The organism is Candidatus Clostridium radicumherbarum, assembly GCF_045310525.1.
Taxonomy (GTDB): domain Bacteria; phylum Bacillota; class Clostridia; order Clostridiales; family Clostridiaceae; genus Clostridium_AT; species Clostridium_AT radicumherbarum.
The window spans coordinates 119,405-145,365 of sequence record NZ_JBJHZY010000004.1; the positions used below are offsets into that span (position 1 = coordinate 119,405).

The window sequence follows — 25,961 nt, forward strand, 5'->3', positions numbered from 1 at the left end:
ACCTTTCCTCTAAAATTCTGCATACTTATACATGTAGTTTTTTCGAGGTTCAACTACATCTCCCATAAGTAATGACACCATCTTTTCTGCCTTTGCTGCATCCTCAATTGTAACTTGCTGAAGTGTTCTTGTTTCTGGGTTAAGTGTGGTTTCCCAAAGCTGATCAGCATTCATTTCTCCTAGACCTTTATATCTTTGAAGCAGCGCACCTCTTCCTACTTCCTTCTTAACTTTTTCAAGCTCCTCATCACTATAAGCGTAGCGAACTAACTCCCCTTTTTTATCATTTCTATATACCTTGTAAAGAGGAGGTAGCGCAATAAATAAATGTCCATTTGCAATTAAAGGCTTCATATACCTATATATATAAGTCATCCATAAAGTTCTTATGTGATAGCCATCTACATCCGCATCTGACATAATTACTATTTTACCATACTTTAAATCTTCGTCTCTGTAATTTTCAAGTACGCCAGTGCCTATAGCTGCGTTAAAGATTTTCAATTCTTCACTACCTAATACATTTTCCAGCTTTTGTTTTTCTGTATTCATAATTTTACCTTTAGAAGGCATAATTGTTTGGAATCTTCTATCTCTAGCTTGCTTTGCACTTCCACCTGCAGAATCTCCTTCCACAACGATGAATTCGCAAAGAGAGCTTTCCTTCAAGGTACAAACAGCTATTTTGCCTGCAAGAGGTGCTGTTCCTTTCCCTATTTTTTTCTTTTCAGCTTCATTTATTTTTTTTATTTTTTCTCTTCTTTGAGCTGCATCTATGGCATTATTAATAAAAATAGAAGCAGTTTCTTTATTATCTTCTATCCATTCGCTAAATTTTGTATAACATAAATCATTCATCATGGTATAGGCTTCATTATTGCCTAGTTTATTTTTAGTTTGACCTTCGAATACAGGATTGCTTATTTTTATTCTAACAATGGCAGTTAATCCTTCTCTTAAGTCATCACCTTCAAATTCCTTATCCTTTTCCTTAAGCAAATTAAGTTTTTTAGCCCATTCTTTAAATGCTCTTGTCATACCAGTTTTAAAACCACTTTCATGAGTGCCTGCATCTCTAGTGGGAATATTGTTTACATAGCTTGCAATATATTCACTTGTAGAATCAGTAAACTGCATACATACTTCGCCATACAAACTAAGTCCATTAATATCTCTTTCGCCTTCAAAAATAATTGGTTCTTGATGAAGCACACTTTTACTTTCATTTAAGTAGTCAATAAAATCTAAGAGTCCTCTATCTGAATGATATTCTTTAATAATAGTTTCTGTGCCTCTCTCATCTCTAAGCTCTAAAGTTATTCCTTTATTTTGAAAAGCTAGTTCTTGAAGCCTTTCGTCTATAACCTCAAATTTAAATTCTGTAGTAGAAAAGACCTCCTTATCAGCCATAAAGGTTACCTTAGTTCCACTTTCCTCAGTTTTACCTATTACTTTTAAGGTCGTAACAGGTGTACCTGGCATTTTCTTCTTTAACTTACTATCATATGAATACTCAAATCTTTGTTTATAAATCTCACCATTTTGATAAACCTCTACTTCAAGCCATTCAGATAGTGCATTAACTACAGCTGCACCTACACCATGTAGTCCACCAGAAGTTTTATAATTTTTATTATCAAATTTCCCTCCAGTATGTAATTCAGTATATACCATTTCTACTCCAGATTTCTTTTTTACTGGGTGAATGCCTGTTGGTATTCCTCTTCCATTATCAATTACAGAGACACTTTTATCTTTATTTAAACTTATTGTTATTTTATTTCCAAACCCATTTGTAAGTTCATCTATTGAATTATCTAATACTTCCCATAGGCAGTGGTGAAGTCCTTTTGAACCTGTAGATCCAATATACATACCTGGTCTCACACGTACCGGTTCTAATTTTTCTAAGGATGTTAAATCTGTAACATCATAGGTGCTTTTCACCTTACTCTCATTTTCCATCCATACCCCTCCTGCATTTCTCTGTAGCACATAAGGATTATTAATCCTTGCGCCTCCATTATAAAATTCATTGCTTTACTAATTAATTGTATATCATTTTTGTAAAATGTAAAGCAACGTTCTTAGAACATTTGTTCTATTTTAATATATAATTGCTTATAAATCAATAGGCAACCAGCCTCCTTTATGCTGATTGCCTATTCTTTATTCATATCAATTTTATTCCCAATTACACCATATTTCTGGCTCGTACCCTACTGTTGCTAATTTTCCGTTACGTACTATGGGCATCTTATAAAGCTTTGGGTTATTTAGTAAAAGTTCTTCTTTAATACTATCACTTCTAATGCTTTCTATGTTCAGCTTTCCATATTCTTTAGATTTTTCATCAATTAAATTCTTTAATCCAACTGCTGATTTTACACTTTCTAACTCCCTTTTACTTAGTGCCTTTTCATTTAAATCTATAAATTGATACTTAATTTTTCTCTCCTTAAAATAACGTTCAGCCTTTTGTGTATCAAAGGACTTTTTAACTCCGAAAATTTGTATGTTCATTTGCCATTTCTCCTTACATGTAATATTTAACATTATTATTTTACACCAAATTTGTATGTCATAAAGCTGAACTTATTAGAGGAACTAAATAACTTCAACTTTAAACATTTTTGCAATTGTAAATATTATCAATAAAATAGATATGGCTAAAGCAAATATAATTGAAGTACTACAATCTTGAAAAGTAAATTTATTAGCAGCATTTATTAAGTTATAGGGTACAAATTTACTTATTGATTTTATTCCAGCAAGAGGTATAGTTAAGAAATTTACTGCAAGTGTAGTAATTCCGGCTATTAGTCCCTTCTTAGTCAGGGAACTAAAGAAAAGTGTAAGAGCAATATTAAATATAAAATAAACAAATACTAGGGTAATTGCTGGTATTAAGCTTGAAAAGGTTACAATATTATTAGTAAATAAAATAGTAACATAATAGTAATTAACTAAGAAACCTAAAATAGTAAATATAAGTACTGATATTGAGTAACTTAAAAACTTAGCTAACACTATATTTTCCGGGCTTGCACCTTTTGAATAAGGGAAAACCAGCTTTTGATTATTTATTTCATCGCTGAGTGTACCACTAAATATAAACACTATAAATAGAAGTCCTATTTGATTTAGATCCTTGATATAATTTTGCAGCGCAGTTTTTTGTGTAGTTATTAATAATGAGCTTATATCAGCAGGAAGTTGATTTTTTAAAATAGTAGGCAGAAGCTTAAGCATAATTGGATCGAGTAAGGCAAATACTAATATCCCTGCCGCTAGCATAATGAATTTATATTGCCTAATTGATTCCATAAATTCTTTTTTAAAGAATGCTTTAAAGGTCCACATTATTGCTCACCATCCTTAAAAATATATCCTCCAAGTTGCTTTTTCTTAAATTAAAAGAAATAATAGGATTTTCAAAGCTATCCAAGAGCTTTATAAGTTCTTTCTTAGCCATATTCAAATCACTTACATAAACTGTAAGTCCATTTCTGCGTACAGCAGCGTTTTGAATCCAATCAAAATTAAGAAGTTTTTCTTTTACACTAAAACATTCCTGTTCAAATTCAACATCATAAATAGGTTGAATATATTTATTCTTTAGTTCTTCAAGGCCTTCAGATATTATTATCTTGCCCTGGTGGAGAATACTGACTTCATCGCAGACTCTTTCTACATCATTTAAAATATGAGTTGACAGAAATACAGTTGTACCACTTTTTTTCATGTCTTGAATTAGTTCAAGTATTTCCATTCTTCCTTCTGGGTCTAATGCAGAGGTTGGTTCATCTAAAATTAATATCTCTGGCTTGTTAAACATAGCAACTGCAATGCCAAAGCGCTGAATCATACCACCGGAGTATGTCCCTATCTTTCTTCTGGAAGCGTCCTTTAGTTTTACTATATTAAGAACCTCTTCGGTTCTTTCCTTTATTTTTTTACCTGACATTTTATTAATGTTGCCTATAAAATTTAAATATTCAAGGGCTGTCATATATCCATAGAAAACTGGATTTTGAGGCAGATATCCAACTGCTTGAAGAAGCTCTCTTTTATTTTCTTTCATCAGCTTTCCATTTAGGTATATTTCACCGCTATTGTACCCTATTAGCCCAGTTAAGATATTCATAGTGGTAGTTTTACCAGCTCCATTTTGTCCTAAAAAGCCGTATATCATTCCTTTCTTTATTTCGAAGGATATACCTTTTAATACTTCAAGGCTGCCATAGTTTTTTGTTAAATTTATAACCTTCAGCATTTTAATTCCTCTCTCTTCCTATAAGTAAATAGAAAATCGGACCAAACAGATTTATGAAAATAATAATAAGTGCCCAAGCCCATTTAGGCAAAAACTTTACCTTGTCCTTTGTTAATCTATAAAGGCAGAAAGCCATAAGACAAATTTCAATTATAATTACTGGAAGTAAAAGCTTAATTATTTCCATGTTACTCATTCCTTGAAACATAATATTCCTCCTTACTATTCTTTAATAAATTTTATACCTATTTTAAGCAAATCATATTTAATTTGAATTCTTAATGTCTTTTTTTAATATAATTCTAGTAACAATTAAGTAAATTATAAGGGACTGGGGACAGTTAATAAGCCCAAATACCCCCCACAACCAGTAGCCTTTTTCCTTCCTTTTTCTGGCATCTAAAAAAATCCAAGTTGCTTGTGCTATTAACAGTGGAATTACAACTAGTAATATTATTAATATTTTATTTCTTGTCATTGCAGCCCCTCCTTTGCTTTTAAATGTTTAGAAATTGGTATAAGTATAAAAGGCATTAGTATATAAATAATTACTTCTATAACTAAAATGAGCCTTGGATTTAAATTAATAGCAACGGCTGTAACGATAAGTAAAATACAAAGACACAATAAAATAAATCCGAAGAGTTCCAATTTAACCTTTCTTTTATCTTCTTTTATTGCTTCTGCTTTTTCTATAATCTCTAAAATATTTACTTCTATAGGAATATCAAAATCCATTAAAATGTCCATTTTCTCAATAGATTTTTCATATTTATCTGGATAATTGACTTTTTCTAAGTCCATCATATCAAACCCCTTTCTTCAAATTCTGAAGCAATTTGTTTTATAGTGTTATAAAGCCTTGAACGGACTGTTCCCACTGGACAATTTAGTATTTGTGCGATTTCTTCATATTTGTAACCATAATAATGCTTTAATATAAATACTGCTCTTTTTTCATAGGATATGTTAAGCAGGATATTCATAACTTCCTTATATTCCAGGTTATTTATAACACTGTCTTCTAAACTTATTGACCTATCTTCAAGATTATCATTAATCTCTTCAGTAACTTTATTTTTTCGCAAGTAATCTATATAAACATTAGTTGATATTTTTATTAGCCAAGTTGAAAACTTATACTCTGGCTTAAATTTATGAATATTTAAAACAGCTTTAAGCATGCTTTCTTGAATTATGTCCTCTGAAAGTCCTTTGTTTCCTGTCATTTTAATAATATAGCCTTTAAGCATTTTAAAGTTATTTGTAAGTAGAGTGTTAAGTGCACTCTTATTTCCCTGCTTTGCTTTATCTACAAGTTCTAATTCCTCCAACACTCCACCTCCCTTCACATATAGTTTAACGAAATAATAAGCAAAAAGTTCATTAAACTGCAAAAAAATAAAAGGTATACTTAAATTATTTATAATTTCAGTATACCTTCCCTTATAATAAAATATTTGCTAAAATTCTGAGTTCTATAACCTTTCAGTTTTTAAAGCTCTCATAGAGTTTAATACTGCGAGTAATGCTACTCCAACATCACCAAATACTGCTTCCCACATGGAACCAAGACCTAAGGCTATAATGGCTAATAAAATAAGTTTAATTCCTAAGGCAAATATTATATTTTGCATTACTATTGTTTTTGTTTTCTTAGCTATTTTTATAGCTGTTACAATTTTTGAAGGTTCATCTGTCATAATAACTACATCGGCAGCTTCAATTGCTGCATCAGAACCTACTCCTCCCATTGCTATGCCTATATCTGCCCTTGCAAGCACCGGGGCATCATTTATTCCATCACCTACAAATATTAATTTACCCTTAGTGGATTTTTCTTTATATAACAATTCAAGTTTTTCCACCTTTTGATCTGGAAGTAATTCAGTAAACGCTTCATCCACATTAAGCACTTTTGCAATTTCAGTTCCAACAATTTTATTATCCCCTGTAAGCATTACTGTTTTCTTTATTCCTATTGCTTTTAAATCCTTTATAGCTTTTAAAGAATCTTCTTTAACTTCATCGGATATTACAATATAGCCTGCATATAATCCGTCCACAGCAACATGGACTACAGTTCCAATAGTATCTACATATTCATATTTTATATTTTCTTTATCCATTAATTTGTAGTTTCCTGCAAGTATTTCTTGACCATAAGCTGTGGCCCTTACACCATAGCCTGAAATTTCTTCATAGGAATCTATTTTATCTTTATTTATATCATCTTCGCTGGCCTTTAATATAGAAGCAGCAATTGGATGATTAGAATAACTTTCTGCGAAAGCAGCATGTTTTATAAGTTCCTCACTTAAAAAATTATTTTTAGGTTTTATTTCAGTTACCTTAAACACACCTTTTGTCAGTGTACCTGTTTTATCAAACACTGCGATTTCTGCATTGTTTAATGCTTCAAGATAATTTCCTCCTTTAACAAGTATTCCATTTCTTGAAGCTCCTCCAATTCCACCAAAGAAACCAAGAGGTATAGATATAACTAAAGCACAAGGACAAGACACTACTAAAAATGATAAGGCTCTATAAAGCCATTGTGAAAATAAAGCTCCTTCTATAAATAAAGGAGGTATTATAGCTAGCAGCACTGCTGCAAATACAACAATAGGAGTGTAAATTCTTGCAAATTTTGTTATTAAATTTTCTGTTGGAGCCTTCTTGCTGCTGGCATTTTGAACTAAATCAAGAATCTTAGCAACAGTTGAATCCTTAAATTTCTTTTCTACTTTAATCGTTAAGAGTCCATTTTTATTAATTACCCCACCTAAAATATTATCTCCAGCTGAAACTTCCTTAGGAACTGATTCACCAGTTAAAGCAGATGTATCCACCATAGAATTACCTTCTATTACTCTACCATCAAGCGGCACCTTTTCTCCAGGCTTAACAACTATAATATCGCCTATTAAAACTTCTTCTGGTGATACTTTTTTAATATCATCATCTACCTTTAAATTAGCAAAGTCAGGTCTTATATCCATAAGTGCAGTAATAGATTTTCTAGAATGGTCAACTGCCATATCTTGAAATAATTCTCCTACTTCATAGAACAACATAACTGCAACTCCCTCTGGATACTGACCAATTGTAAAAGCCCCTATAGTTGCTATTGTCATAAGGAAATTTTCGTCAAATACTTGACCTCTTCTTATATTTTTTACAGCTCTTAGTATTACTTCTCCTCCAATAATCAAATAACTGATGAGATATAATATTAATTCTATAATATTAGGTAGCTTAAATGCTGCGGCGATGGCAAAGATAACTCCACCAACTACTAATTTTACAATTTCGCCTTTGCTACCATCACTATCTATTTCTTGTTCTTCTTTATCATCCTTTGAATTATCTATCATCATAACCTCTGGTTCAATTCTCTTAACAATTTCATTAACTTTTTCTATAATGGCCTCCTCAATAGCTGGATTATCAATTTCTAGAAAAAGCTTAGTTGATACAAAATCTACTGCAGCTGCTCTAACGCCTTCAATTTTACTAATCTCTCTTTCCATTTTAGCAGCACAGTTAGCGCAGCCTAATCCTTTTAAAATAAATTCTTCTTTATGACTAGAATTAGAATTTTTTAAGCTAATATTAGTTTTATTTTTACTCCCCGATTTTATAGTAATGTTGTCTGCTCTTTTAATTACCTTGTCCATTATTTTCCCTCCCCATTAGGTCTATTACTATTCTGCTATATGGGCCATACCTTGATCAAAAATACTCTTTATATGATCATCATCTAAGGAATAGTAAACTACTTTACCATCTTTTCTGTTTTTTACAATTCTCCCTTGTTTTAATACTCTCAACTGATGTGAAATTGCTGACTGAGTCATTCCAAGCAGTGCCGCTATATCACAAACACACATTTCCGCTTGAAACAAGGCACATAATATTTTAACTCTAGTTGAATCCCCAAGAACCTTAAATAAATCTGCCAAATCATAAAGTGTTTCTTCTTTTGGCATATTTTCCTTTACTACATTAACTATTTCTTCGTGTATAATTAAGCAACTGCAATTTTCTATATTTTTTTCTTCCATGCTCTCATTTCCTTTGCATTAGAATATATGAATATCTGTTCATATATTCATTATATGTGAAACTGCCTAATGGTGTCAATAAAATACTAAAATTTATTCTAATTATTATATATGTTTTCTCTTTTCATTAATAAATATTAAAACAAAAAACAGCCAAAAGTGTTTGCACTTCTAACTGCTATATTTAATATATATTGACAGAAAAATTAGCGACTTGTAAACTTATTTAAGTGGAAAAGATATTTATAAATTAATATAATTTTTATAAGATCAAACAAGTAAAAATTTATCTTATTTAGAGAGGTTAGAAATGAAAAACTTTAATAAAAACATAGTTCTAATAGGTTTATCTGGCTGCGGAAAAACCAGCATAGGGAAAATGATAGCAGAAAAGCTACTACTCCCCTTTTACGATGTAGATGAGTATATAGAAAAAAAAGAAAATAAGTTAATTAAAGATATTTTCCTTTTAGGTGAGGTTTACTTCAGAAAGCTTGAAACAACGGCTATAGAGGAAATCAGTAAAAAATGTCCCATAGTAATATCCACAGGGGGAGGTGTTGTAAAAGTTCTTTCCAATATGGAAACACTTCAAAAAAACTCTATTATTTTCTTTATAAATCGTCCAATAGAAAATATTATTCAGGATATTGATATTTCAAACCGTCCTCTATTATCAGGGGATGTTTCAAAAATCTATAAGCTTTATGAGGAAAGATATGACCTTTATAAAAAAAATTCTAATTTTGAAGTTTTAAATGATAAAAATCTAGAAGATGTAGTAAATAAAATAATAAAATTAATTTAAATCCTATGAAGTAATTGTAGTGCTTTATGAAGATCCTCTAACTTTATCTGACCAGGAGCAGAAAGTTTATTATAAGCTCCAAATGTCACTGCAGATCCAAATATTTCACCTGTAATACGGCTCAGGGCACCCATATCTGACATGGATACTGTAATAATTGGTTTGTCAGCATATTTTTCTGACATTATAGCAGTTGCTTCTAATAATTCTAAGACATCTATTTTATTTTTGGGCATTACAGCCATCTTCAAAATATCAGCTCCCAAATCCTGCATTCTTCTTAAGCGTTTTATTATTTCTTCTTTAGGTGGTGTCCCTTCAAAATTATGATTTGAGACAACGACCTTTACATCTGCTTCATGTGCCCTTTCAAGGATTGTATTTACAGTTTTATCCCCAATATAGGCTTCAACATCTATTAAATCAACTAAACCTGATGCTATTACAGCTTTATTAAGCTCTAAATAGGCCTTTGTATCTATTACCTTTTCTCCACCTTCATTAGCTGTTCTAAAGGTAAATAGAAGTGGAGTATTATTTAAGGCATAAGCCAATTCCTTTAAAACCTCTTCTACCTTCTTAAGGTCAAAGGCATTTTCAAACCAATCTACCCGCCATTCTACTAAATCAACTTTAAGAGCAGTTATTGCAGCTGCCTCATTTAAAATATCTTTCTTTGTCTTTTCAGAAATGGAAACACAAATCTTTGGTACGCCATCACCTATTATTACATCTTTTACTTTCACTTTTTTCATTCTTATCACCTTTAATTTATATTAGAAAGACATTTAACAACTATAGGTATAAAGTTGTTAAATGTCATAAATATTTATTTCATAATTTTACAGATGCTATTTGTAAATTCTACAGGATCATTTATTGGTAAGCCTTCAATTAAAAGAGCCTGGTTATACAATAAATTTGTGTAAAGTTCAAGTTTCACTTTATCATTTTCATAAGCATCCTTTAATGCCTTGTATATATCATGATTTATGTTTATTTCTAAAACTTTATCAGCTTTTATATTTTGATTATTAGGCATTGAATTTAACACCTTTTCCATTTCTATAGAAAGTTCGCCCTCATTTGATAAACAAACTGGATGTTCTTTTAATCTTCTTGAGGCTTTAACTGCATTAACTTTATCTGATAAAATGTTTTTCATGCTTTCAAATAATTCTTTGCTGGCTTCTTCCTCGGACTTTGATAAATTATTATTTTCATCTGCTTCTATTCCTAAATCTCCGCTGGATACAGATTTAAATTCTTTTTCTTTATAATTCATTATCATTTTAATTGCAAACTCGTCAACATCATCTGTAAAGTAGAGAATTTCATAACCTTTATCAGATACTAGTTCTGTTTGAGGAAGTTTTTCAATTCTTTCCTTTGACTCACCTGCTGCATAATAAATATACTTTTGTTCTTCGGGCATTCTTGAAATATACTCACTTAAAGTAACCATTTTCTTTTCTTTAGAGGAATAGAACATTAACAAGTCCTGAAGCACATCTTTTTCACTTCCAAAATCGCTATATACACCGTACTTTAATTGTCTTCCAAAGGAATTATAAAACTCTTCATACTTTTCTCTATCATTTTTTAGCATATTTTCAAGTTCATTTTTTATTTTAGTTTTTATGTTTTTTGCAATAAGTTTTAACTGTCTATCGTGCTGCAGCACCTCTCTAGATATGTTAAGAGATAAATCCTCTGAGTCAACTATTCCTTTAACAAAGCCAAAATAATCAGGCAGTAAATCAGCACATTTATTCATTATCATAACGCCGTTTGAATAAAGTTCTAAGCCTTTTTCATATTCTTTTGAGTAATAATCATAAGGAATTTTTTCAGGTATATATAAAATTGCATTATAGTTTACTGCTCCATCAACACTTGTGTGAATGTGCCTTAAGGGTTTGTCAAAGCCATAGTGTTTTTCTGAATAAAAGTTGTCATAGTCTTCGCTAGTAAGTTCATTTTTATTTTTTCTCCAAATAGGAACCATACTGTTTATGACTTTTTCTACACTAATGTCTTCATATTCTTCTTCACTGCCCTCTTTAAGTCTGCTTTCAGTTACATCCATCTTAATAGGGTATCTAATAAAGTCAGAATACTTCTTTATAATTGATTTTAGTCTATACTCATCGAGGAACTCATCATAATTTTCTTCTTCTGTATTAGCTTTAATTTTCAATAAGATGTCAGTACCTACAGTAGCTTTTTCGCATTCTTCAATGGTATAACATTCTATACCCTTTGATTCCCATCTATATGCCTTGTCACTTTCTAAGGCTCTGCTTATAACAGTAACTGTATCTGCCACCATAAATGCTGAATAGAACCCTACTCCAAATTGTCCAATTATATCATAGCCATCTTTTATTTCATTTTCTTTTTTAAACTGTAAAGATCCACTTTTTGCAATGACTCCAAGGTTTTCATCAAGTTCTTCTTTAGTCATTCCAATACCTGTATCAGAGATCTTTAATATTCTGTTTTCCTTATCTACTGCTACTTTAATTAAGTAATTTTCTTTATCAAAGGTCATAGAGTCATCAGTTAATGCCTTGTAATAAATTTTATCAATAGCATCGCTGGCATTTGATACAAGCTCCCTTAGAAAAATCTCCTTATTTGTGTAAATTGAGTTAATCATTAGGTCTAATAGTCTTTGAGACTCAGCTTTAAATTGTTTTGTTTCCATGAAAATCTCCCCTTCTATTATAAAAGTGCATGGCTATTGCTATTATTATTAATAACATATTTCATTATTAAGATATAGTCATGTAATTTTTGTTAGCACTCTCGACTAACGAGTGCTAATATATAATTGTTATATACCACTTTTCAAAAATAATGTCAATACCTCAAATTTGATTCAAGTACCTAACACTTCAATATTAGCTGATATTTATGCTGATATTTTTTGTAGTAATTAATAATTAAGAAGCATCTACCCTATTGATGCTTCTTATCATATTAATTATTTTATTTAAAATTTTCATTCCTTAGCTTTATTCTTGAGCATTATTGAGAATATTAAACCTACAAATGCAATTGCAGCAGCACAGATGAAAAGCTTGCTAAAGCCGCTATTAATAGTGTTTTGAAAAGTAGTTTCTAATAGGTTTCTGGAGCCTTCTACTTGGCTTAAATAATTAGCCTTCATACTAGCTACAGCTGCATCTGGAGAAACTCCCTTAGGAAGCTTACCTGACATAGATTGTTTTATTGATGGTGCTAAATTGTTTATTATTGAGGATGAAAAGTTTTTAAGCCTTTCAACGATATTTGTTACATCTGCACTTTGAAGACTTGCTAAGGCGTCAGGTGATATACCACTGCTCCCAAGGCTCTGAGCAGGTGCGTTTGCTCCCATGCTTACCTTGGGCATTACAGCCATTAAATTGCCTTGAAGATTTTTACCAGCATCAGAGATAAAATTAATTAAGATATTTGGGGAAATTGCAACACCTATGGATCTTATTAAGGACAAGGTAGATTGAGCTGAAGCAGTTTCATCCTCCTGAACATTGGTCTGTATTAAGTAATTAAGAGGAGTTCCCATAGTAAAGCCCATACCTAGACCCATAAGAGCTAAACCAGCTAATACTATGAAAATTGAAGGCACCTTTACAACTATTAATGCTAAAACTAAAGATCCTAATATAGTACAGGTAAAACCTAAAACTAAAATGAACTTAGCAGAAAATCTATCAATTAATCTGCCTCCAAAAGGAGCAGCAAGTCCAGTGAATATTGCCATTAATGTTACTAAATAGCCGCCAGAACCAGTTTTAATTTTTAATACATTCTCGCAAAACTGTGGAACAAATACTATACCCATTAAACCAGCACCTGTGGTAAAAGCAATTAAAAGAGTAAGCGCTATTTCTCTACTTGTAAAGTATTTCAGATTGATAATTGGATCCTCAGCTTTCTTCTCGATAATTAAAAATACTGGAATAAGCAGAACGAACAAAATTAAAAATGGATATACTTGTGTTGAAGAAAAACTATTAATAAAGTCATGAAAATTTAAATTAGTTATTGGATACATTAAGGATAAAATTAATAAGCTTGCTATAACACTTCCACTAATATCCATCTTCTTAGGAGCTTTTATTACACTTTCTTCTTTAATTAAAAGAGAAATGGTAATTACAATTATAACTATTGGAACATTTATAAAAAATAACACTCCCCAATGTGAGGAACCAGCAAGATCTAGTATTGCAGAACCAAATGTAGGTCCCAGAACATTAGCAATACCGTATATACCGCCAACTAGGCCAAGTGCTCTTCCCTTTTTTTCTTTTGGAAAACTTTCACCTATATAGGCAGTTGCTATTGGCATTATTCCGCCACCGCCTATTGCTTGGATTACTCTTGAAGTTAAAAGTAAGGAATAATTTCCAATATAATTTGAGAAGCCACATAAAAGTGAGCCAAGACCAAAGATAAAAATACTAATGGTGAATAATTTTTTCTTACCATACCTATCTGACAGTTTACCTGAAATTGGCATGGATACAGCATAGGCTAAGGTGTAAATAGTGATTACCCAAACACTACTATTTTGGGAAATAGATAGCGAATTTGCTATAACAGTTCTCGCTGGGGATACTATGCCTGAATCAAGAGCACCTATAAAAATACCAAGCATAAACATAATTAATAATATTTTTTTATTATCTTTCATTTTTTCCTCCTTTTGAACATCGTTCATTCCTGATTAAAAAAAATATCAATTGCTTTAATGAAAAAAATAATATAATACTTTATTAATATTTAATAAATTGTCATTATAATTAGTGAACTATGTTCACTTCGTGAATTTATTATAATCCTAATTTTAAAAATATGCAATAATTATTTTCTTTAAAGTATAAATAAAATTCCCCTAAACTTAAGTCTAGGGGAAAATAATATACAATTTAATATTTAGTTAAAATCTAAAATCACGTTTCCCATCATGTAATTCAGAAAGGTGCTCTTTTGCTATTGCTTTAACCTTCTCATTTGGTATCTTTTCAACTTCCTCAGCAATTAATGCTTCTCCTTTTTTCTTTGTATCTAAAGAAGCATAGTCCTCTAAATATTCTTTGAGTGTCATCAAAGCATTTGGATGACAGCAGTTAGCAATTTGGCCTGATTTTACTAGCTGCATAAATCTGTCACCAGTTCTTCCTTCTCGATAGCAAGCAGTACAAAAGCTAGGTATAAATTTCATTTCTAAAAGCCAATTTACTATTTCATCAAGTGTACGTGTATCATTTAATTCAAATTGAGCAGAATTATCTTCCTCAGCTTCATGTTCAACATACCCGCCGACACTTGTACTTGAGCCTCCGCTAATTTGAGATATACCAAGTTCAAGTACACGTTCACGGGTTTTTTGAGACTCACGAGTGGACACTATCATACCTGTATAAGGTACAGCAATCCGCAGTACAGCAACAATTTTTGCAAAAATATCATCAGCTATAGCGTTTGAAAAATTATCAGGGTCTATATCATCTGCAGGTCTAATACGAGGAACACTTATTGTATGAGGCCCTACTCCCATGGCAGCTTCTAAATGCTCTGCATGCATTAATAATCCTACAAAATCATATTTATACATGTTAAGTCCAAATAAAACCCCTAAGCCTACATCGTCTATACCGCCTTCCATAGCACGATCCATTGCCTCAGTATGATAAGCGTAATTATGCTTTGGACCTGTAGGGTGAAGCTCTTCATAGCTTTTCTTATTATAGGTTTCTTGAAAAAGTATATAAGTTCCTATGCCTGCTTCCTTTATCTTTCTATAATTTTCAACTGTAGTAGCAGCAATATTAACATTTACACGCCTTATTGCACCATTTTTATGTTTTATGCTATAGATAGTTTTAATGCTTTCAAGAATATATTCAATAGGATTATTTTCAGGGTCTTCACCTGCTTCTAAAGCTAACCGCTTATGCCCCATATCCTGAAGTGCAATTACTTCTCTTTTGATTTCATCCTGTGATAATTTTTTTCTTGAAATATGTTTATTTTTATAGTGATATGGACAATAAACGCAGCCATTTATGCAATAATTAGAAAGATATAAAGGCGCAAACATTACAATACGATTTCCGTAAAATTTCTGTTTTATTTCCTTAGCTAGCTTATACATTTCTTCATTTTTATCTTCTAAGTCACATTCTAGTAAAACAGCTGCTTCCCTATGAGTTAAGCCTTTTAAGGCCTTTGCCTTCTCAATAATGCTATCAATAAGCTCAGCATTGTTTTTATTACTTTTCGCATACTTAAGAGTATCATTAATTTCGACCTCATCAATAAATTCAGTTGCAACTTTAGACATACTGTTATACATCAAAACCCCTCCTATTTTATTTATTTTCAGCTTCAGATATTTTAGAATAAACTGTTTTTGTACTTACATTTGGTAACATGCCTAATTTTCCAGAAACAGCGCTTATAACGTCATTTGGAGCATCCATAATAATACTTATAACCTGTATATGCCGTTTTCGATATGGGATTCCCATTCTGCCTATTATATAATCGCTATATTCATGCAGTATAGAATTTAATTTTTCAACTGATCCAGCATTTTCAACAATAATTCCAATAATAGCCACCCTTGTTTCCATTACCAAAATCTCCCTTTCAAAAAAATCCTTGTACCTGGAAGGCACAAGGATAAATAATAAACCGCAGAAATTCCAAAAACATGGACTTCTCCAATTCATAACAAATATTCTCTCGCCTTCTCATTGGGGACTAACCCTTATGCATTCAGCACGATACTTTTTACAATTTACATTTATGGTTAACTACAAGAAAATATAGCACAACCTAAATATCTCATAGTGTACCTGAACATTGTTTATTTTATCACAATCTTTTGTAGAATTCAATGCCTTATTGAAATGATATTTTCCAGAGATATATAGACGCAACAGAACCATAAGGTGAATATATACTTTTATACTCATTAAATTGTTCTATTGTAAGCTCAGAAAGACCATATAGCTTCATGATACCCCGCCTTATTGCAATATCTCCATAACTTACTATATCTGGTCTTTCCATTGAATTAATTAGAAGCATTTCAGCTGTCCATTTACCAATTCCAGGCATTGATGACAACCTCTTTATTACTTCTTTATCTGGGAGTTCGTAGAGCTCATTCAAAATAAAGTCACCCTGCATAATTACATTTGAAATACTATTAATGTATCCTGCTTTTCGGGTTGTCATTCCACATTTTTGGACATCAGTTATTGAAATTTTTAATAGGTTTTCTGCAGTGATTTCACCAAACCTTTCCTGCATTCTTTGCCAAATAGTATGAGCAGCTTTTATAGATATTTGCTGACCTACTATGGCAAAAATAAGAGCCTGGAAAAGGTCGGGAATTATCTCACGTTCTACCTTGCCAAGCCTATCTATAGCCATACCTAGAGTTTTATCTGCTTTCTTTAAATAAGTAATTTCTCTTAATCCATACTCAAAAAACTTAGTTTTGACTGTTTGCATATCATTTTCCTTTTCTAAAAGTTGATTACTTCTCATCCTTCAAGTTAAGATTAAAGCCCTGTTTACGAATAACATTTATCATTTTCTGACGCTTTGGAATAACATTTTTAAATTGGGTAGCCACTTGATCACTAAATGAATCAACTCGTCTGTTCGAATCTCTTAGATCATAGTAAGCATTCATTTCTTTGTCATAATCTTTAATTTCATCTAAATAATTATTAAAGGAACTATATTTATTTTCAAAAATCCTGAGGCTCATATCCATCCTTGGCTTTAACTGTGGATTTTGATTTGGATATCCTATTCCAAGACCAATAGCAGGAAATGTTAATTGAGGTAAGTTCAAAATTTCACAAACTTTTTCTGAATCATTTAAAATACTTCCAAGATATACTGTTCCTAAATTCATTGACTCAGCAGCATTTACAACATTTTGGGCTGTAATACATGCATCAGTAAACGCTGAGAAAAAGCGATCTAAGTCTTTAGCACTTTCATTAAAGCTATTCTTTTCACCAGCTATTTTATAATTTCTGTATTGATCAACAATAAAGATTAAAAGCTCTGGTGCTTTAGCAACATATTCCTGCCCGCATACAGCAGCAATTTCCTTTTTTATAGCTGGGTCTGTAACTCGAATAATAGAACAAGTCTGCATTCCATTTGAGCTGGCAGTTCTTCTGGCAACTTCCATCAAATCGTTAAATTTCTCAGCAGGAAGACTTTCCTCCTTAAATTCTCTTATAGTACGATGTTCTAGCTGCTTTTGAAGCATTATATTTAATTCATTCATTTTATATCTCCTCTGTATTGAAAACTTTGTATATTATAACTATTATAGCACTTTAATTACAAATATATAAATGCTTCACCATATATTTATTACTATACCGATTCATTATGAGTAAAAATAATCCTTTGCTTAAAAACTGCAAGGGATTATTTTATAATTTTATATTTGTGTTTCCTTATTAAAATTAGCTCCAAGTAAGTTTCTCCAAGGCAATGTGACTGCGATACCAATCATCATTTTCTAAAAGCACCTCTGGAGAACCTGTATTTTTAACTCTGCCATTTTCCAATATGACTATAGTATCGCTGGTAATCATAGAGGATAAACGATGAGATATAGATAATATTGTATGGGCATCACTTGCCTTTTGTAGTACAGTTACTATTTTCTCCTCAGTAACAGAATCAAGATTTGCAGTAATCTCATCTAATAGAAGTATAGGTGGATTTGTAACAATAGCTCTTGCAATGGCTAAAAGCTGCTTTTGTCCTTGAGAAAAGAGAGTATCGCTGTTTACCATAGTATCAAAATCATTTTCTAATGAATTTATATAGTCTGTTAATCCAACAAATTCTATGGCCTTTTCTATTTCATCTCTTGTAATGCTTTCATCCTGCAGGCTTACTTGGTCTGCAACTGTTCCCTTTATTATATGAAAGCTCTGATTAACATAGCCGAATATTTTACGTTTTTCTGAATTTGGTATATCGTAGACATCGATACCATTAATTGTAATGCTGCCCTTTGTAGGTTTCAAAATACCCATAATAAGTTTAAATAATGTAGTTTTTCCTACGCCAGTTCTTCCAACAAAGGTTACCTTCTCATTTGGTTTTAAGCTAAGATTAATATTTTGAAGAACATCAGGACCACTTTCATATTGAAAGGCGATATTATTAAAACAAAGCCTTAAATCTTCACCTGCTGGAATTACATCTTCTCCCTTTAGTTTTTTATTTTTGAAATCATCTTCCATTTCACCATAGAAATCATTTACCCTTTTAATTCCCGAAGCTGCCTCTTGTATATCTTGAAGCTCCATTCCAAGGTTCTCAATTGGGTCAAACAAGTTAGATATTAATTCTATAGAAGCTGCAACCATGCCTAGGGAAATACCCAAGTAATTCATCTGCTTGGAGGATAATATTACGATAAAAGCAATAACAACTGCACGAATAAGCTGAATTATAGGTGAGTATATAGAATCATAGAAATTTACCTTTTCAACTGTTTTGTAATTATCGAGTAAATAATTCTTGTAATTATTCTCCATATACATTTCCTTACTATAGGCCTTAATCATCTGGACATTTTTTAAACTTTCAGAAATATGATTATTTACCTTGCCAGTGAGTATTCGGTTTTCAATCTGTGCCTTAAGCATTCTTTTTTGAAAAAGTCGTGTAATACCATAAATTGCAGGCAGAAGCAGCAAAGTTAAAATTCCAAGCTTGCTGCTAAAGGTCCAAATTGAAATTACAATGCCTATAACCTTAAAACAGTCAACCATCATTCCGATAATACCGCTTGAAAACAGTGAATTAATTGCATCAACATCGTTTGTGAATCTGGAAACAACAGCTCCTGAACCGTTTGCCGAAAAGAATGTTGCATTTATTCTACTTAGCTTTTCCATCATTTCTATTCTTATTTCTTTAGTAATCTTCTGTCCCAGTATTGTAATGATAGCCTCTTTTACAAAGTCAAATATTCCAATGAAAAGTAGAACTCCAATATATGTAATTGCTAAGCTAAGCAATTTGTCAGGATTTCTTGGCACAAGGTTATGATCCACAATATATTTTAAAATCTGAGGAGGAATTAAACTTGTAACAACAAAGCCAGCAATAGCAAAGACAAGCAATAAACTTGTTCCAATATTGCTTTGAATTACTTTAATGATGGATTTTTTTGTTAAACTATTCCTCATCATGGTCTCCCCCCTCCGTGAACTGTAAATTAAATATTTCGGCATAAACCTCAGAGTTCTTTATTAGTTCACTATGTGGTCCAAATTCCCAACTCTTATCCTTGTTAAGCAATATAATATTATTTATCTTACTAAAAATAGCTAAACGATGGGAAATTATAATAATTAAGCTATTTTTATAATTATTTTTTAAGTTCTCAATTATTTTCTCTTCTGTCTTCATATCTACAGCTGAAAAAGGATCATCTAGAATTATAATTTTATTTTTATTAAGCAGAGCTCTTGCAAGAGATATTCTTGCCTGCTGGCCACCGCTTAACTTAACTCCGCTGTTTCCAACTAAAGTATTTTCTCCATTTGGCATAGCCCTAAAGTCTTTCTCGAAGCAAACGTCCTTTAAAACAGGGGTAATATCTTGTTTACTTCCCAAGGTTATATTGTTGTATATTGTATCTGTAAGCAGCTCAGGTTTATGACCTAAATATGAAATCATCTGGCTTCGTTCAAATTCTGAATAATCCTTTAGCTCCTTGCCATCTACTTCAATACTTCCCATATATGGATACAGACCTAGTAAAGATAACCCAAGGGTGGATTTACCAGTGGCAATAGCTCCTGTAATACCTATTATTTCCCCCTGCTTTCCATGAAAACTAATATTTTCAATTATATTTTCCTTATTCTCTTCATAAGTGAAGCTTAAGCTTTGCGCAGAAAGTACTGCCGCAGTCTTATTAATATTTACTGAAGTGTCTTTAGTTTTGTATTCTGTCAGATAGGGCCTAATTCGATTCCATGAAATCTGTGACTTTTGAACAGAGTTAAATAATTTTGCAGCTTTACTTGCCTTAACTGCCATAGCTGTAAACATAGTTGCATAAGTTGAAAAAACACCAACGGTCCAGCCATTATTTATAACCTTTAAGCCGCCAAGATAAATTACCATAATTATTCCAAGCATTGCTATTACATTGTATATAGGCTGCATAGAATTTTCTAATATATTGGCTTTAATAGCTTTATTCTGCAAATCTTCCAATTCATTACTGTACTTAGCTGTATTTTTAGCTTCCATTCCATTTACACGATATACCATGGAATTTTCTATAATGTCATAAGTGATATCTGCAACCTCACTGCTTTTTTTGCGAAATTCAATTGAATACTTATAGATAATACTTTTTAATTTTTCAGCAATAAACATTGCAACTGGAATAAACAAAATTGATACCATAGTAATCTTAACATCATAAACTAGCATAGATATTAAATATGAAGCCATGAGAACACCAGTATCAAATATTTCAGTAGTAAACTTTCTCATTCCCTCGGTGCATAGATCAACATCAGAAATTGCCCTTGTCATTAAGTTGCCAGTATTTTCGTTGTTAAGCTCATAGGTGCTTTTATTTATTATGTTATTATATATCATAAGTCTCATGGTGGAACTTGTACTGTTTGCAAACCGCCTTATATAAAATCGCTTAAAGTAACGCAAGAACTGTGTAACTCCTATAAGTAAAACAAATGTAGCTGCAAGTGCTGATACAGAAGATAGTTTTTTCCCCTGTGCAATGGAGTCTATAAGCTTTCCTTGATATATAGGCCCTAAAATAACTGCTATATTGCAGGATATTCCAAATATTATAATGCAGGCCACAACAAATTTTTCTTTTTTCCAATAATTAATAATTTTATTTGGCTGCTTCATTGGTTCTATTTTTAATTTTGACATTACTAATATCATCCCCATATATTACTGCTTTTTAATTAACAATTAATATTATTTAGTATTTAATGAAGTTCCATATACAAAATTAACTCTCTAAGAACAATAATACTCCAATTTGCTGTTTAATTCAATCATTTATACATTATTTTCATTTATAATTACACTAACATACTATTAAATATCTACTTCATTGACCTAAGAGATCTTTTAAGCTATAATTTAAATAAATAGTCTAAACTGCTCAGTGCTCACCGCAAAAGGAGGAAATAATGTGGATAGTGATATTTTGAATCTAGAACAAGCCTGTGACTTTTTAGGTGTAGGGGAAAGAACTTTAATAAAACTACTCCGGGAAGAGCATATTCCTGGTAGAAAAATAGGAAGGGAATGGAGATTTAGCAGATCCTCGCTTATGGATTGGGTTGCATCTGGAGACTCCTATGAATATGCAAATAAAGAAGAAATTTATGAGGCTGTTAAAGATATAAGCGGTAATTGCCACATAATGTTAAATAGCATTTTTCAGCAAGTTGCAGATATCAAAGAAAATCCAAAAATATGCACCTTATTAAAGGATGTTCCAGCGGAAATAGAAATTCCAGATAATGTTACGTTGAGGGTTAGTTACAAGCAAAAAAGAGAAATAGAAAAATTACAATTTAAGTTATTCTGGCCCCTTAAAGAAGAGCATAAAATGATTTCAAGAGAAAAATAAGATTGATATTTTTCCACGTCCACGAAAAACTGCAAATATATTAGTTTTAAACCATAAAAAAACCGGCTAATGCTGCAATAAATCTCATTAACCGGTATACTTTCTTTTTTCTACCTATTATATTATTTCAATTACTTCTACATTATATTTTTCTTCTGGGGCATCAACTTCAACAATATCATAAGCCTTTTTACCTAACAATGCCTTTCCTAAATCCGATTCAATACTAATAAGCATTTTATCAGGATCTCTATCCATAGTGGTTACTAATGTTACTATAGTTTCAAAATCATCTTCAATAAACTTAATTTTAGCTTTACTATTAATTCCTAAGACTGATTTATCTGTATCTTCATCAGCTATTACTGTTGCAGTAGAAATCATAGTTAATAAATATTGAATTCTATTATCATTTTCTCTGTAGTTTGCACAGGCTTCTTTATACTCTGCATTTTCTGACCTGTCGCCATGAGCTGCTGCAATTAATTTTTCCTTTGCAATTTCAGCTCTTTTTACGGACATTCTATAATCTAATTCTTCTCTTAATTTTTTAATATTTTCTTCAGTTAATGTATTGTTCATGATGATACCCCTCCAGTAATATAGTCTACATATAATATATTAAGTTATAAACTATTTATTTCTCTCTTATATTCTGTTAATAAACGTATATTAATATTATATATGAAAAACTAGTAATTCCAATAGTAATTAAGTTTTTTTCTCTTAATAGTAAAAAGGTCTGCAAATGCAAACCTTTTTATTTGAAGTATCATAATTTTATGTTATCTGAGTTGGCTATGCTTCATAGTTAAGCTGCCATCCTATTCCAAATTTGTCCGTTACATATCCATAGCACTTACTCCAAAAGGTTTCTTGGAGTTCCATTCCCACATTACCCTTATCTTTGATCTGATTATATACTGATTTAATTTCATCCATATCATTACTGCTAAACATTAGACTGATATTGTCACCAATAGTAAAAGGCATTCCTGGAGGAACATCTGAAAACATTATAGTACTATCCTTTATCTTAATCTCAGCATGCATTACTAGATTTTTTGTTTCCTCAGTGATAGGGAAACCATCACTTGATGGCATATCACCAAATAACATAATTTGAGGCTTTTCGGTTTGAAAAACCTCAGCATAAAATTCCACTGCTTCACGACAGTTACCACTAAAATTTATATATGCTTTAATTGACATACCTTTCACTCCTTTATTTGTTTTAAATTATTATTGTTCTACATACTTTTTAAAATTATTTAAAATTGACTGCCAACCACTTTGCTGCATTTCAATTGGAGTGCTGCTTTCTGCATCGAATGCCTCAGATATCTCTGTATAGTTATCTTTCGCTGTAAAATATATTCTAACTTTTCTTCCATCGCCTAAGGTATAGGCTATAACCTTATGTTGTTCTACCTCATCATAAATTCCGCCAAAGTCAAACCCGAAACTTCCATCCTTAGCTTCCATTCGTGAAAGAAATTTACCTCCAACTCCTAAATCATTTTCTGCATACGTGGTATGCCAATCCTCAGAGGCGCTGTTCCATTTTTTTATATGTTCTGGTTCCGTCCAATACTGCCAGACCTTTTCAACAGGTGAATTTACGTTTGCTTTTATAGTTATCATTTGCATGTCATTCATAATGTTCACTCCTTTAATTAACTTATTCTTAACGACTATTTCTAATTTCTCTAATGTTTTTGTGCTAAAAATCTATCTTATTGTTTCCTTTATTAATTTCAATATACTCGAGTAAATTAGCAATGTCAATAGTTTTTATTTTAAGATAATCATTATTTGCAACCATACCTACAGTTTTAAAGAAGGCAATATTCGTAAACCATAATTCAAGTGTTAGTTGACAATGCTATTTTTTTCATATATACTTCTGTATGTGCACAACATTATTATTAAAACGGAGAAGAAATTATGGAAAAGAAATCTAATACATTTGAAATTGTATATATGGGGCTCATGGCAGCAGTCATATGTATTCTTGGACCTTTATCAATCCCTATAGGAGTTGTCCCAATTTCCTTTACAAATCTAGCAGTTTATATAGTTATTTACTCACTAGGCATGAAAAAAGGATCTATCAGCTACATTATATATATGTTATTGGGTTTTGTTGGCCTTCCAGTGTTTTCAAACTTTAGTGGTGGTCCTTCTAAACTTTTTGGACCAACAGGTGGATATATTATAGGATTTTTCTTTATGGCGTTAATTGCAGGATTTTTCATTGATAAATACTTTGATAAATGGTATTTTTGCATTTTAGGTATGGTACTAGGAACCGCTGTGTGCTATATCTTTGGTTCCTTCTGGCTAGCATATGAGGCTCATCTGTCAGCAAGTAAGGCCTTTGCAGTTGGTGTAATTCCATTTATACCAGGAGATCTTACAAAAATTTTAATTGCTTCTATTCTAGGTCCTCAAATCCGCCAAAGATTAATTAAAGCAAATTTATATAAGGCATAATAGATTTAAGGTATGAATTGTTATTAATTCTTCATGAAAATTAGAAAGTCATATGGCCTCCATATGACTTTCTAATTGCAATTAAGTAATAAATCATATGGATGCCATATATTTTTATACATTATTTATTTAAAAAATCCAGAGCAAATTGTACATGCAGTGCTGTACCATATTTCATGTAGTCTTCATCAATCTTGAATTTCTCATGGTGTGGGAAGTATATTGCTCCTTTTTCCTCATTTCTATATCCCATAAATGCATAAACTCCTTTTGCATGCTGAAAATAGTAGGGCATATCTTCTGATCCCATATATTTAGGCAAAGATTTATTTTTCCCATCTCCAAAGACTTTTACTGCAGACGTAACTGCCAGTGCTGCTAATTCATCATCATTGTAAAGACTAAGGGCACTTTCTTCTATAACTACATCAACCTTAATCTCGTATGCATTTGCAATTGCCTTGGCATGTCTTTTTATTGCTTCATGAGCTATTTCTCTAACCTTTGGATCAAAGTATCTCATGGAAATGTCAATTTCAGTATATTTTGCAACTACATTTGCCTTTGTACCTCCACTGAACTTTCCCACAGAAAGCACAATTGGATCCTGAGCATTAATATTCTTAGTAACTATCCCTTGAAGATCTGTTACAAAAATACATGCAGGATGGATTGTGTCCTTTGCTAGATGCGGAACTGATCCATGACCTGATACACCTTCGAACTTAACATAAATAGTATCACAGCCTGCCATTCTATAGCCTGGTTCAATATTTACATAGCCTGTTTCTAAATCCGGCATTCCATGCATACCAAGGCAAGCATCAACACCCTCCATACCACCTGCTTCAATTATTTTTTTCGCACCTGAGAAGGTTTCTTCACCTTGCTGAAAGAAGAATCTAACTTCACCTTTAATCTCATCTTTCATTTCAGATAAAATCTTTGCTGCTCCTAGAAGCATGGAAGCATGAGCATCGTGACCGCAAGCATGCATGACTCCTGGATTTTTAGATTCGAATTTCACACCAGATTCCTCTTTTATCGGAAGTGCATCTATATCCCCTCTTAGAGCTAATGTTTTACCATTTTTACCGCCTTTTAATGTAGCTATTAGGGAAGTGTCTCCTGCCTTCTTATATGGTATTCCAAGTTTGTCTAATGCTTTCATAATCTTTTCTTGGGTTTTAAATTCCTGACCACTAAGTTCGGGATTCTCATGTAAATTTCTTCTAAAACTTATTATAAAATCTTCAATAGATTTAGCCTTTTCTAATATATTTGACATTTGAAAAACTCCCTTCTATTATTTTTCACTTATATTTTAACCAAATTCAAAAATAACAATAATTATAAATATCCTTTGTAAACTATTCAGAAAGAATATTAAGCTGCTGCCTTTTGATTATTTTCATTTTCATTTTTCTTAGGTACTAGCACTAAAACAGTAAGTAAAGATATAGTTCCTGCTAGTACGCTGAACCAGTTTAATAAATCAAAGAAGTAATAAGTCATATGGCTGACATTATATCCATATAATTATCAAAAGGGGGTGTAATAGCAAATATAACAGTCAATGAGCATAAAATATGCATTCAT

At 31.6% G+C, this 25,961-nt stretch carries 27 protein-coding genes; 3 read left to right on the plus strand and 24 right to left on the minus strand.

Translation table 11 applies throughout. The annotated features are described in order from the left end of the window. Positions 1 to 9 precede the first annotated feature (9 nt). The 10 genes from ACJDUH_RS16620 to ACJDUH_RS16665 all read right to left on the minus strand — a co-directional run bounded on the left by ACJDUH_RS16620 (position 10) and on the right by ACJDUH_RS16665 (position 8,343). Entirely contained in the window at positions 10 to 1,965 is a 1,956-nt protein-coding gene (locus ACJDUH_RS16620) for a DNA gyrase/topoisomerase IV subunit B (protein WP_406766330.1), read from the minus strand. A gap of 219 nt (positions 1,966 to 2,184) precedes the next feature. After that, positions 2,185 to 2,523, minus strand: a complete 339-nt coding sequence (locus ACJDUH_RS16625) for an arsenate reductase family protein (RefSeq protein ID WP_406766331.1) — start codon at positions 2,521 to 2,523, stop codon at positions 2,185 to 2,187. An 84-nt stretch (positions 2,524 to 2,607) separates the two neighbouring features. Next, complete coding sequence (locus tag ACJDUH_RS16630; RefSeq protein WP_406766332.1) at positions 2,608 to 3,363, minus strand: ABC transporter permease; 756 nt, start codon at positions 3,361 to 3,363, stop codon at positions 2,608 to 2,610. Next, positions 3,350 to 4,276 (minus strand): ABC transporter ATP-binding protein, encoded by a 927-nt coding sequence (locus tag ACJDUH_RS16635; protein ID WP_406766333.1) that lies wholly within the window; start codon positions 4,274 to 4,276, stop codon positions 3,350 to 3,352. Before ACJDUH_RS16635 ends, ACJDUH_RS16630 begins: the two co-directional genes overlap by 14 nt. 1 nt (position 4,277) lies before the next feature. Further along, entirely contained in the window at positions 4,278 to 4,484 is a 207-nt protein-coding gene (locus tag ACJDUH_RS16640; RefSeq protein WP_406766334.1) for a PLD nuclease N-terminal domain-containing protein, read from the minus strand. A gap of 57 nt (positions 4,485 to 4,541) precedes the next feature. Beyond that, positions 4,542 to 4,754, minus strand: a complete 213-nt coding sequence (locus tag ACJDUH_RS16645) for a hypothetical protein (protein ID WP_406766335.1) — start codon at positions 4,752 to 4,754, stop codon at positions 4,542 to 4,544. Continuing rightward, positions 4,751 to 5,083 (minus strand): hypothetical protein, encoded by a 333-nt coding sequence (locus ACJDUH_RS16650; RefSeq protein WP_406766336.1) that lies wholly within the window; start codon positions 5,081 to 5,083, stop codon positions 4,751 to 4,753. The genes ACJDUH_RS16645 and ACJDUH_RS16650 overlap by 4 nt, the downstream gene beginning before the upstream one ends. Further along, entirely contained in the window at positions 5,080 to 5,613 is a 534-nt protein-coding gene (gene sigY / locus ACJDUH_RS16655; RefSeq protein ID WP_406766337.1) for an RNA polymerase sigma factor SigY, read from the minus strand. The genes ACJDUH_RS16650 and sigY overlap by 4 nt, the downstream gene beginning before the upstream one ends. 141 nt (positions 5,614 to 5,754) lie before the next feature. Next, complete coding sequence (locus ACJDUH_RS16660; protein WP_406766338.1) at positions 5,755 to 7,956, minus strand: heavy metal translocating P-type ATPase; 2,202 nt, start codon at positions 7,954 to 7,956, stop codon at positions 5,755 to 5,757. 27 nt (positions 7,957 to 7,983) lie between these two features. Continuing rightward, positions 7,984 to 8,343, minus strand: a complete 360-nt coding sequence (locus tag ACJDUH_RS16665) for an ArsR/SmtB family transcription factor (protein WP_406766339.1) — start codon at positions 8,341 to 8,343, stop codon at positions 7,984 to 7,986. A 310-nt stretch (positions 8,344 to 8,653) separates the two neighbouring features. Between ACJDUH_RS16665 and ACJDUH_RS16670 the strand changes: the two genes are divergently transcribed. Continuing rightward, positions 8,654 to 9,151 carry a shikimate kinase gene (locus ACJDUH_RS16670; RefSeq protein ID WP_406766340.1) on the plus strand — a complete coding sequence of 166 codons (498 nt, stop codon included), beginning with the start codon at positions 8,654 to 8,656 and terminating at the stop codon, positions 9,149 to 9,151. On the opposite strand, the gene aroD is transcribed toward ACJDUH_RS16670, so the two are convergent. The 9 genes from aroD to ACJDUH_RS16715 all read right to left on the minus strand — a co-directional run bounded on the left by aroD (position 9,148) and on the right by ACJDUH_RS16715 (position 21,154). Continuing rightward, complete coding sequence (gene aroD / locus ACJDUH_RS16675; protein WP_406766341.1) at positions 9,148 to 9,906, minus strand: type I 3-dehydroquinate dehydratase; 759 nt, start codon at positions 9,904 to 9,906, stop codon at positions 9,148 to 9,150. The two genes, ACJDUH_RS16670 and aroD, sit on opposite strands and share 4 nt — an antisense overlap. Before the next feature lie 74 nt (positions 9,907 to 9,980). Continuing rightward, positions 9,981 to 11,861 carry a molecular chaperone HtpG gene (gene htpG / locus ACJDUH_RS16680; RefSeq protein ID WP_406766342.1) on the minus strand — a complete coding sequence of 627 codons (1,881 nt, stop codon included), beginning with the start codon at positions 11,859 to 11,861 and terminating at the stop codon, positions 9,981 to 9,983. Positions 11,862 to 12,158: 297 nt separating this feature from the next. Further along, entirely contained in the window at positions 12,159 to 13,859 is a 1,701-nt protein-coding gene (locus tag ACJDUH_RS16685) for an MFS transporter (protein WP_406766343.1), read from the minus strand. A 246-nt stretch (positions 13,860 to 14,105) separates the two neighbouring features. After that, a complete protein-coding gene (gene hydG / locus ACJDUH_RS16690) occupies positions 14,106 to 15,524 on the minus strand; it encodes a [FeFe] hydrogenase H-cluster radical SAM maturase HydG (protein WP_406766344.1) in 1,419 nt (472 codons plus the stop codon). Positions 15,525 to 15,540: 16 nt separating this feature from the next. Beyond that, positions 15,541 to 15,804, minus strand: a complete 264-nt coding sequence (locus ACJDUH_RS16695; protein WP_406766345.1) for a TM1266 family iron-only hydrogenase system putative regulator — start codon at positions 15,802 to 15,804, stop codon at positions 15,541 to 15,543. Positions 15,805 to 16,075: 271 nt separating this feature from the next. Next, on the minus strand, positions 16,076 to 16,729 hold the full coding sequence (locus ACJDUH_RS16700; RefSeq protein ID WP_406766346.1) for a DNA-3-methyladenine glycosylase family protein: 654 nt from the start codon (positions 16,727 to 16,729) through the stop codon (positions 16,076 to 16,078). After that, on the minus strand, positions 16,719 to 17,489 hold the full coding sequence (locus tag ACJDUH_RS16705; protein ID WP_406766347.1) for an NADPH-dependent oxidoreductase: 771 nt from the start codon (positions 17,487 to 17,489) through the stop codon (positions 16,719 to 16,721). The genes ACJDUH_RS16700 and ACJDUH_RS16705 overlap by 11 nt, the downstream gene beginning before the upstream one ends. A 184-nt stretch (positions 17,490 to 17,673) precedes the next feature. Continuing rightward, positions 17,674 to 19,422 carry an ABC transporter ATP-binding protein gene (locus tag ACJDUH_RS16710; protein ID WP_406766348.1) on the minus strand — a complete coding sequence of 583 codons (1,749 nt, stop codon included), beginning with the start codon at positions 19,420 to 19,422 and terminating at the stop codon, positions 17,674 to 17,676. Continuing rightward, positions 19,409 to 21,154, minus strand: a complete 1,746-nt coding sequence (locus ACJDUH_RS16715) for an ABC transporter ATP-binding protein (protein WP_406766349.1) — start codon at positions 21,152 to 21,154, stop codon at positions 19,409 to 19,411. The genes ACJDUH_RS16710 and ACJDUH_RS16715 overlap by 14 nt, the downstream gene beginning before the upstream one ends. Positions 21,155 to 21,422: 268 nt before the next feature. On the opposite strand from ACJDUH_RS16715, the gene ACJDUH_RS16720 reads away from it, so the two are divergent. Beyond that, positions 21,423 to 21,866, plus strand: coding sequence for a helix-turn-helix domain-containing protein (locus tag ACJDUH_RS16720; protein ID WP_406766350.1), 444 nt, complete (start codon positions 21,423 to 21,425; stop codon positions 21,864 to 21,866). A 117-nt stretch (positions 21,867 to 21,983) separates the two neighbouring features. Here the strand turns inward: ACJDUH_RS16720 and ACJDUH_RS16725 are convergent, their stop codons facing one another. From ACJDUH_RS16725 to ACJDUH_RS16735, 3 genes are all read right to left on the minus strand, one after another. Continuing rightward, the gene (locus tag ACJDUH_RS16725; protein ID WP_406766351.1) at positions 21,984 to 22,448 is read right to left on the minus strand and encodes a GreA/GreB family elongation factor; all 465 of its coding nucleotides are present in this window, start codon (positions 22,446 to 22,448) and stop codon (positions 21,984 to 21,986) included. Between the two features lie 216 nt (positions 22,449 to 22,664). Next, entirely contained in the window at positions 22,665 to 23,078 is a 414-nt protein-coding gene (locus tag ACJDUH_RS16730; RefSeq protein WP_406766352.1) for a VOC family protein, read from the minus strand. 30 nt (positions 23,079 to 23,108) lie between these two features. After that, complete coding sequence (locus ACJDUH_RS16735; protein ID WP_406766353.1) at positions 23,109 to 23,525, minus strand: SRPBCC family protein; 417 nt, start codon at positions 23,523 to 23,525, stop codon at positions 23,109 to 23,111. Between the two features lie 288 nt (positions 23,526 to 23,813). On the opposite strand from ACJDUH_RS16735, the gene ACJDUH_RS16740 reads away from it, so the two are divergent. Then, entirely contained in the window at positions 23,814 to 24,362 is a 549-nt protein-coding gene (locus ACJDUH_RS16740; protein ID WP_406766354.1) for a biotin transporter BioY, read from the plus strand. Positions 24,363 to 24,483: 121 nt separating this feature from the next. On the opposite strand, the gene ACJDUH_RS16745 is transcribed toward ACJDUH_RS16740, so the two are convergent. Together ACJDUH_RS16745 and ACJDUH_RS16750 are read right to left on the minus strand one after the other, a co-directional pair. Beyond that, positions 24,484 to 25,650: an amidohydrolase gene (locus ACJDUH_RS16745; RefSeq protein WP_406766355.1), complete on the minus strand. Its 1,167-nt coding sequence runs from the start codon at positions 25,648 to 25,650 to the stop codon at positions 24,484 to 24,486. Positions 25,651 to 25,748: 98 nt separating this feature from the next. Further along, the gene (locus ACJDUH_RS16750) at positions 25,749 to 25,877 is read right to left on the minus strand and encodes a hypothetical protein (RefSeq protein WP_406766356.1); all 129 of its coding nucleotides are present in this window, start codon (positions 25,875 to 25,877) and stop codon (positions 25,749 to 25,751) included. Positions 25,878 to 25,961 lie beyond the last annotated feature (84 nt).

Coding starts and splice junctions, on each gene's coding strand:
- ACJDUH_RS16685 (WP_406766343.1), bottom strand. CDS start 13,859: ATGAAAGATAATAAAAAAATATTATTAATTATGTTTATGCTTGGTATT.
- ACJDUH_RS16650 (WP_406766336.1), bottom strand. CDS start 5,083: ATGATGGACTTAGAAAAAGTCAATTATCCAGATAAATATGAAAAATCT.
- ACJDUH_RS16745 (WP_406766355.1), bottom strand. CDS start 25,650: ATGTCAAATATATTAGAAAAGGCTAAATCTATTGAAGATTTTATAATA.
- ACJDUH_RS16660 (WP_406766338.1), bottom strand. CDS start 7,956: ATGGACAAGGTAATTAAAAGAGCAGACAACATTACTATAAAATCGGGG.
- ACJDUH_RS16635 (WP_406766333.1), bottom strand. CDS start 4,276: ATGCTGAAGGTTATAAATTTAACAAAAAACTATGGCAGCCTTGAAGTA.
- ACJDUH_RS16640 (WP_406766334.1), bottom strand. CDS start 4,484: ATGTTTCAAGGAATGAGTAACATGGAAATAATTAAGCTTTTACTTCCA.
- ACJDUH_RS16730 (WP_406766352.1), bottom strand. CDS start 23,078: ATGTCAATTAAAGCATATATAAATTTTAGTGGTAACTGTCGTGAAGCA.
- aroD (WP_406766341.1), bottom strand. CDS start 9,906: ATGAAAAAAGTGAAAGTAAAAGATGTAATAATAGGTGATGGCGTACCA.
- ACJDUH_RS16670 (WP_406766340.1), top strand. CDS start 8,654: ATGAAAAACTTTAATAAAAACATAGTTCTAATAGGTTTATCTGGCTGC.
- hydG (WP_406766344.1), bottom strand. CDS start 15,524: ATGTATAACAGTATGTCTAAAGTTGCAACTGAATTTATTGATGAGGTC.
- ACJDUH_RS16620 (WP_406766330.1), bottom strand. CDS start 1,965: ATGGAAAATGAGAGTAAGGTGAAAAGCACCTATGATGTTACAGATTTA.
- ACJDUH_RS16725 (WP_406766351.1), bottom strand. CDS start 22,448: ATGAACAATACATTAACTGAAGAAAATATTAAAAAATTAAGAGAAGAA.
- htpG (WP_406766342.1), bottom strand. CDS start 11,861: ATGGAAACAAAACAATTTAAAGCTGAGTCTCAAAGACTATTAGACCTA.
- ACJDUH_RS16630 (WP_406766332.1), bottom strand. CDS start 3,363: ATGTGGACCTTTAAAGCATTCTTTAAAAAAGAATTTATGGAATCAATT.
- ACJDUH_RS16750 (WP_406766356.1), bottom strand. CDS start 25,877: ATGACTTATTACTTCTTTGATTTATTAAACTGGTTCAGCGTACTAGCA.
- ACJDUH_RS16715 (WP_406766349.1), bottom strand. CDS start 21,154: ATGTCAAAATTAAAAATAGAACCAATGAAGCAGCCAAATAAAATTATT.
- ACJDUH_RS16710 (WP_406766348.1), bottom strand. CDS start 19,422: ATGATGAGGAATAGTTTAACAAAAAAATCCATCATTAAAGTAATTCAA.
- ACJDUH_RS16700 (WP_406766346.1), bottom strand. CDS start 16,729: ATGAGAAGTAATCAACTTTTAGAAAAGGAAAATGATATGCAAACAGTC.
- ACJDUH_RS16705 (WP_406766347.1), bottom strand. CDS start 17,489: ATGAATGAATTAAATATAATGCTTCAAAAGCAGCTAGAACATCGTACT.
- ACJDUH_RS16645 (WP_406766335.1), bottom strand. CDS start 4,754: ATGACAAGAAATAAAATATTAATAATATTACTAGTTGTAATTCCACTG.
- ACJDUH_RS16665 (WP_406766339.1), bottom strand. CDS start 8,343: ATGGAAGAAAAAAATATAGAAAATTGCAGTTGCTTAATTATACACGAA.
- ACJDUH_RS16735 (WP_406766353.1), bottom strand. CDS start 23,525: ATGAATGACATGCAAATGATAACTATAAAAGCAAACGTAAATTCACCT.
- ACJDUH_RS16740 (WP_406766354.1), top strand. CDS start 23,814: ATGGAAAAGAAATCTAATACATTTGAAATTGTATATATGGGGCTCATG.
- ACJDUH_RS16625 (WP_406766331.1), bottom strand. CDS start 2,523: ATGAACATACAAATTTTCGGAGTTAAAAAGTCCTTTGATACACAAAAG.
- ACJDUH_RS16695 (WP_406766345.1), bottom strand. CDS start 15,804: ATGGAAACAAGGGTGGCTATTATTGGAATTATTGTTGAAAATGCTGGA.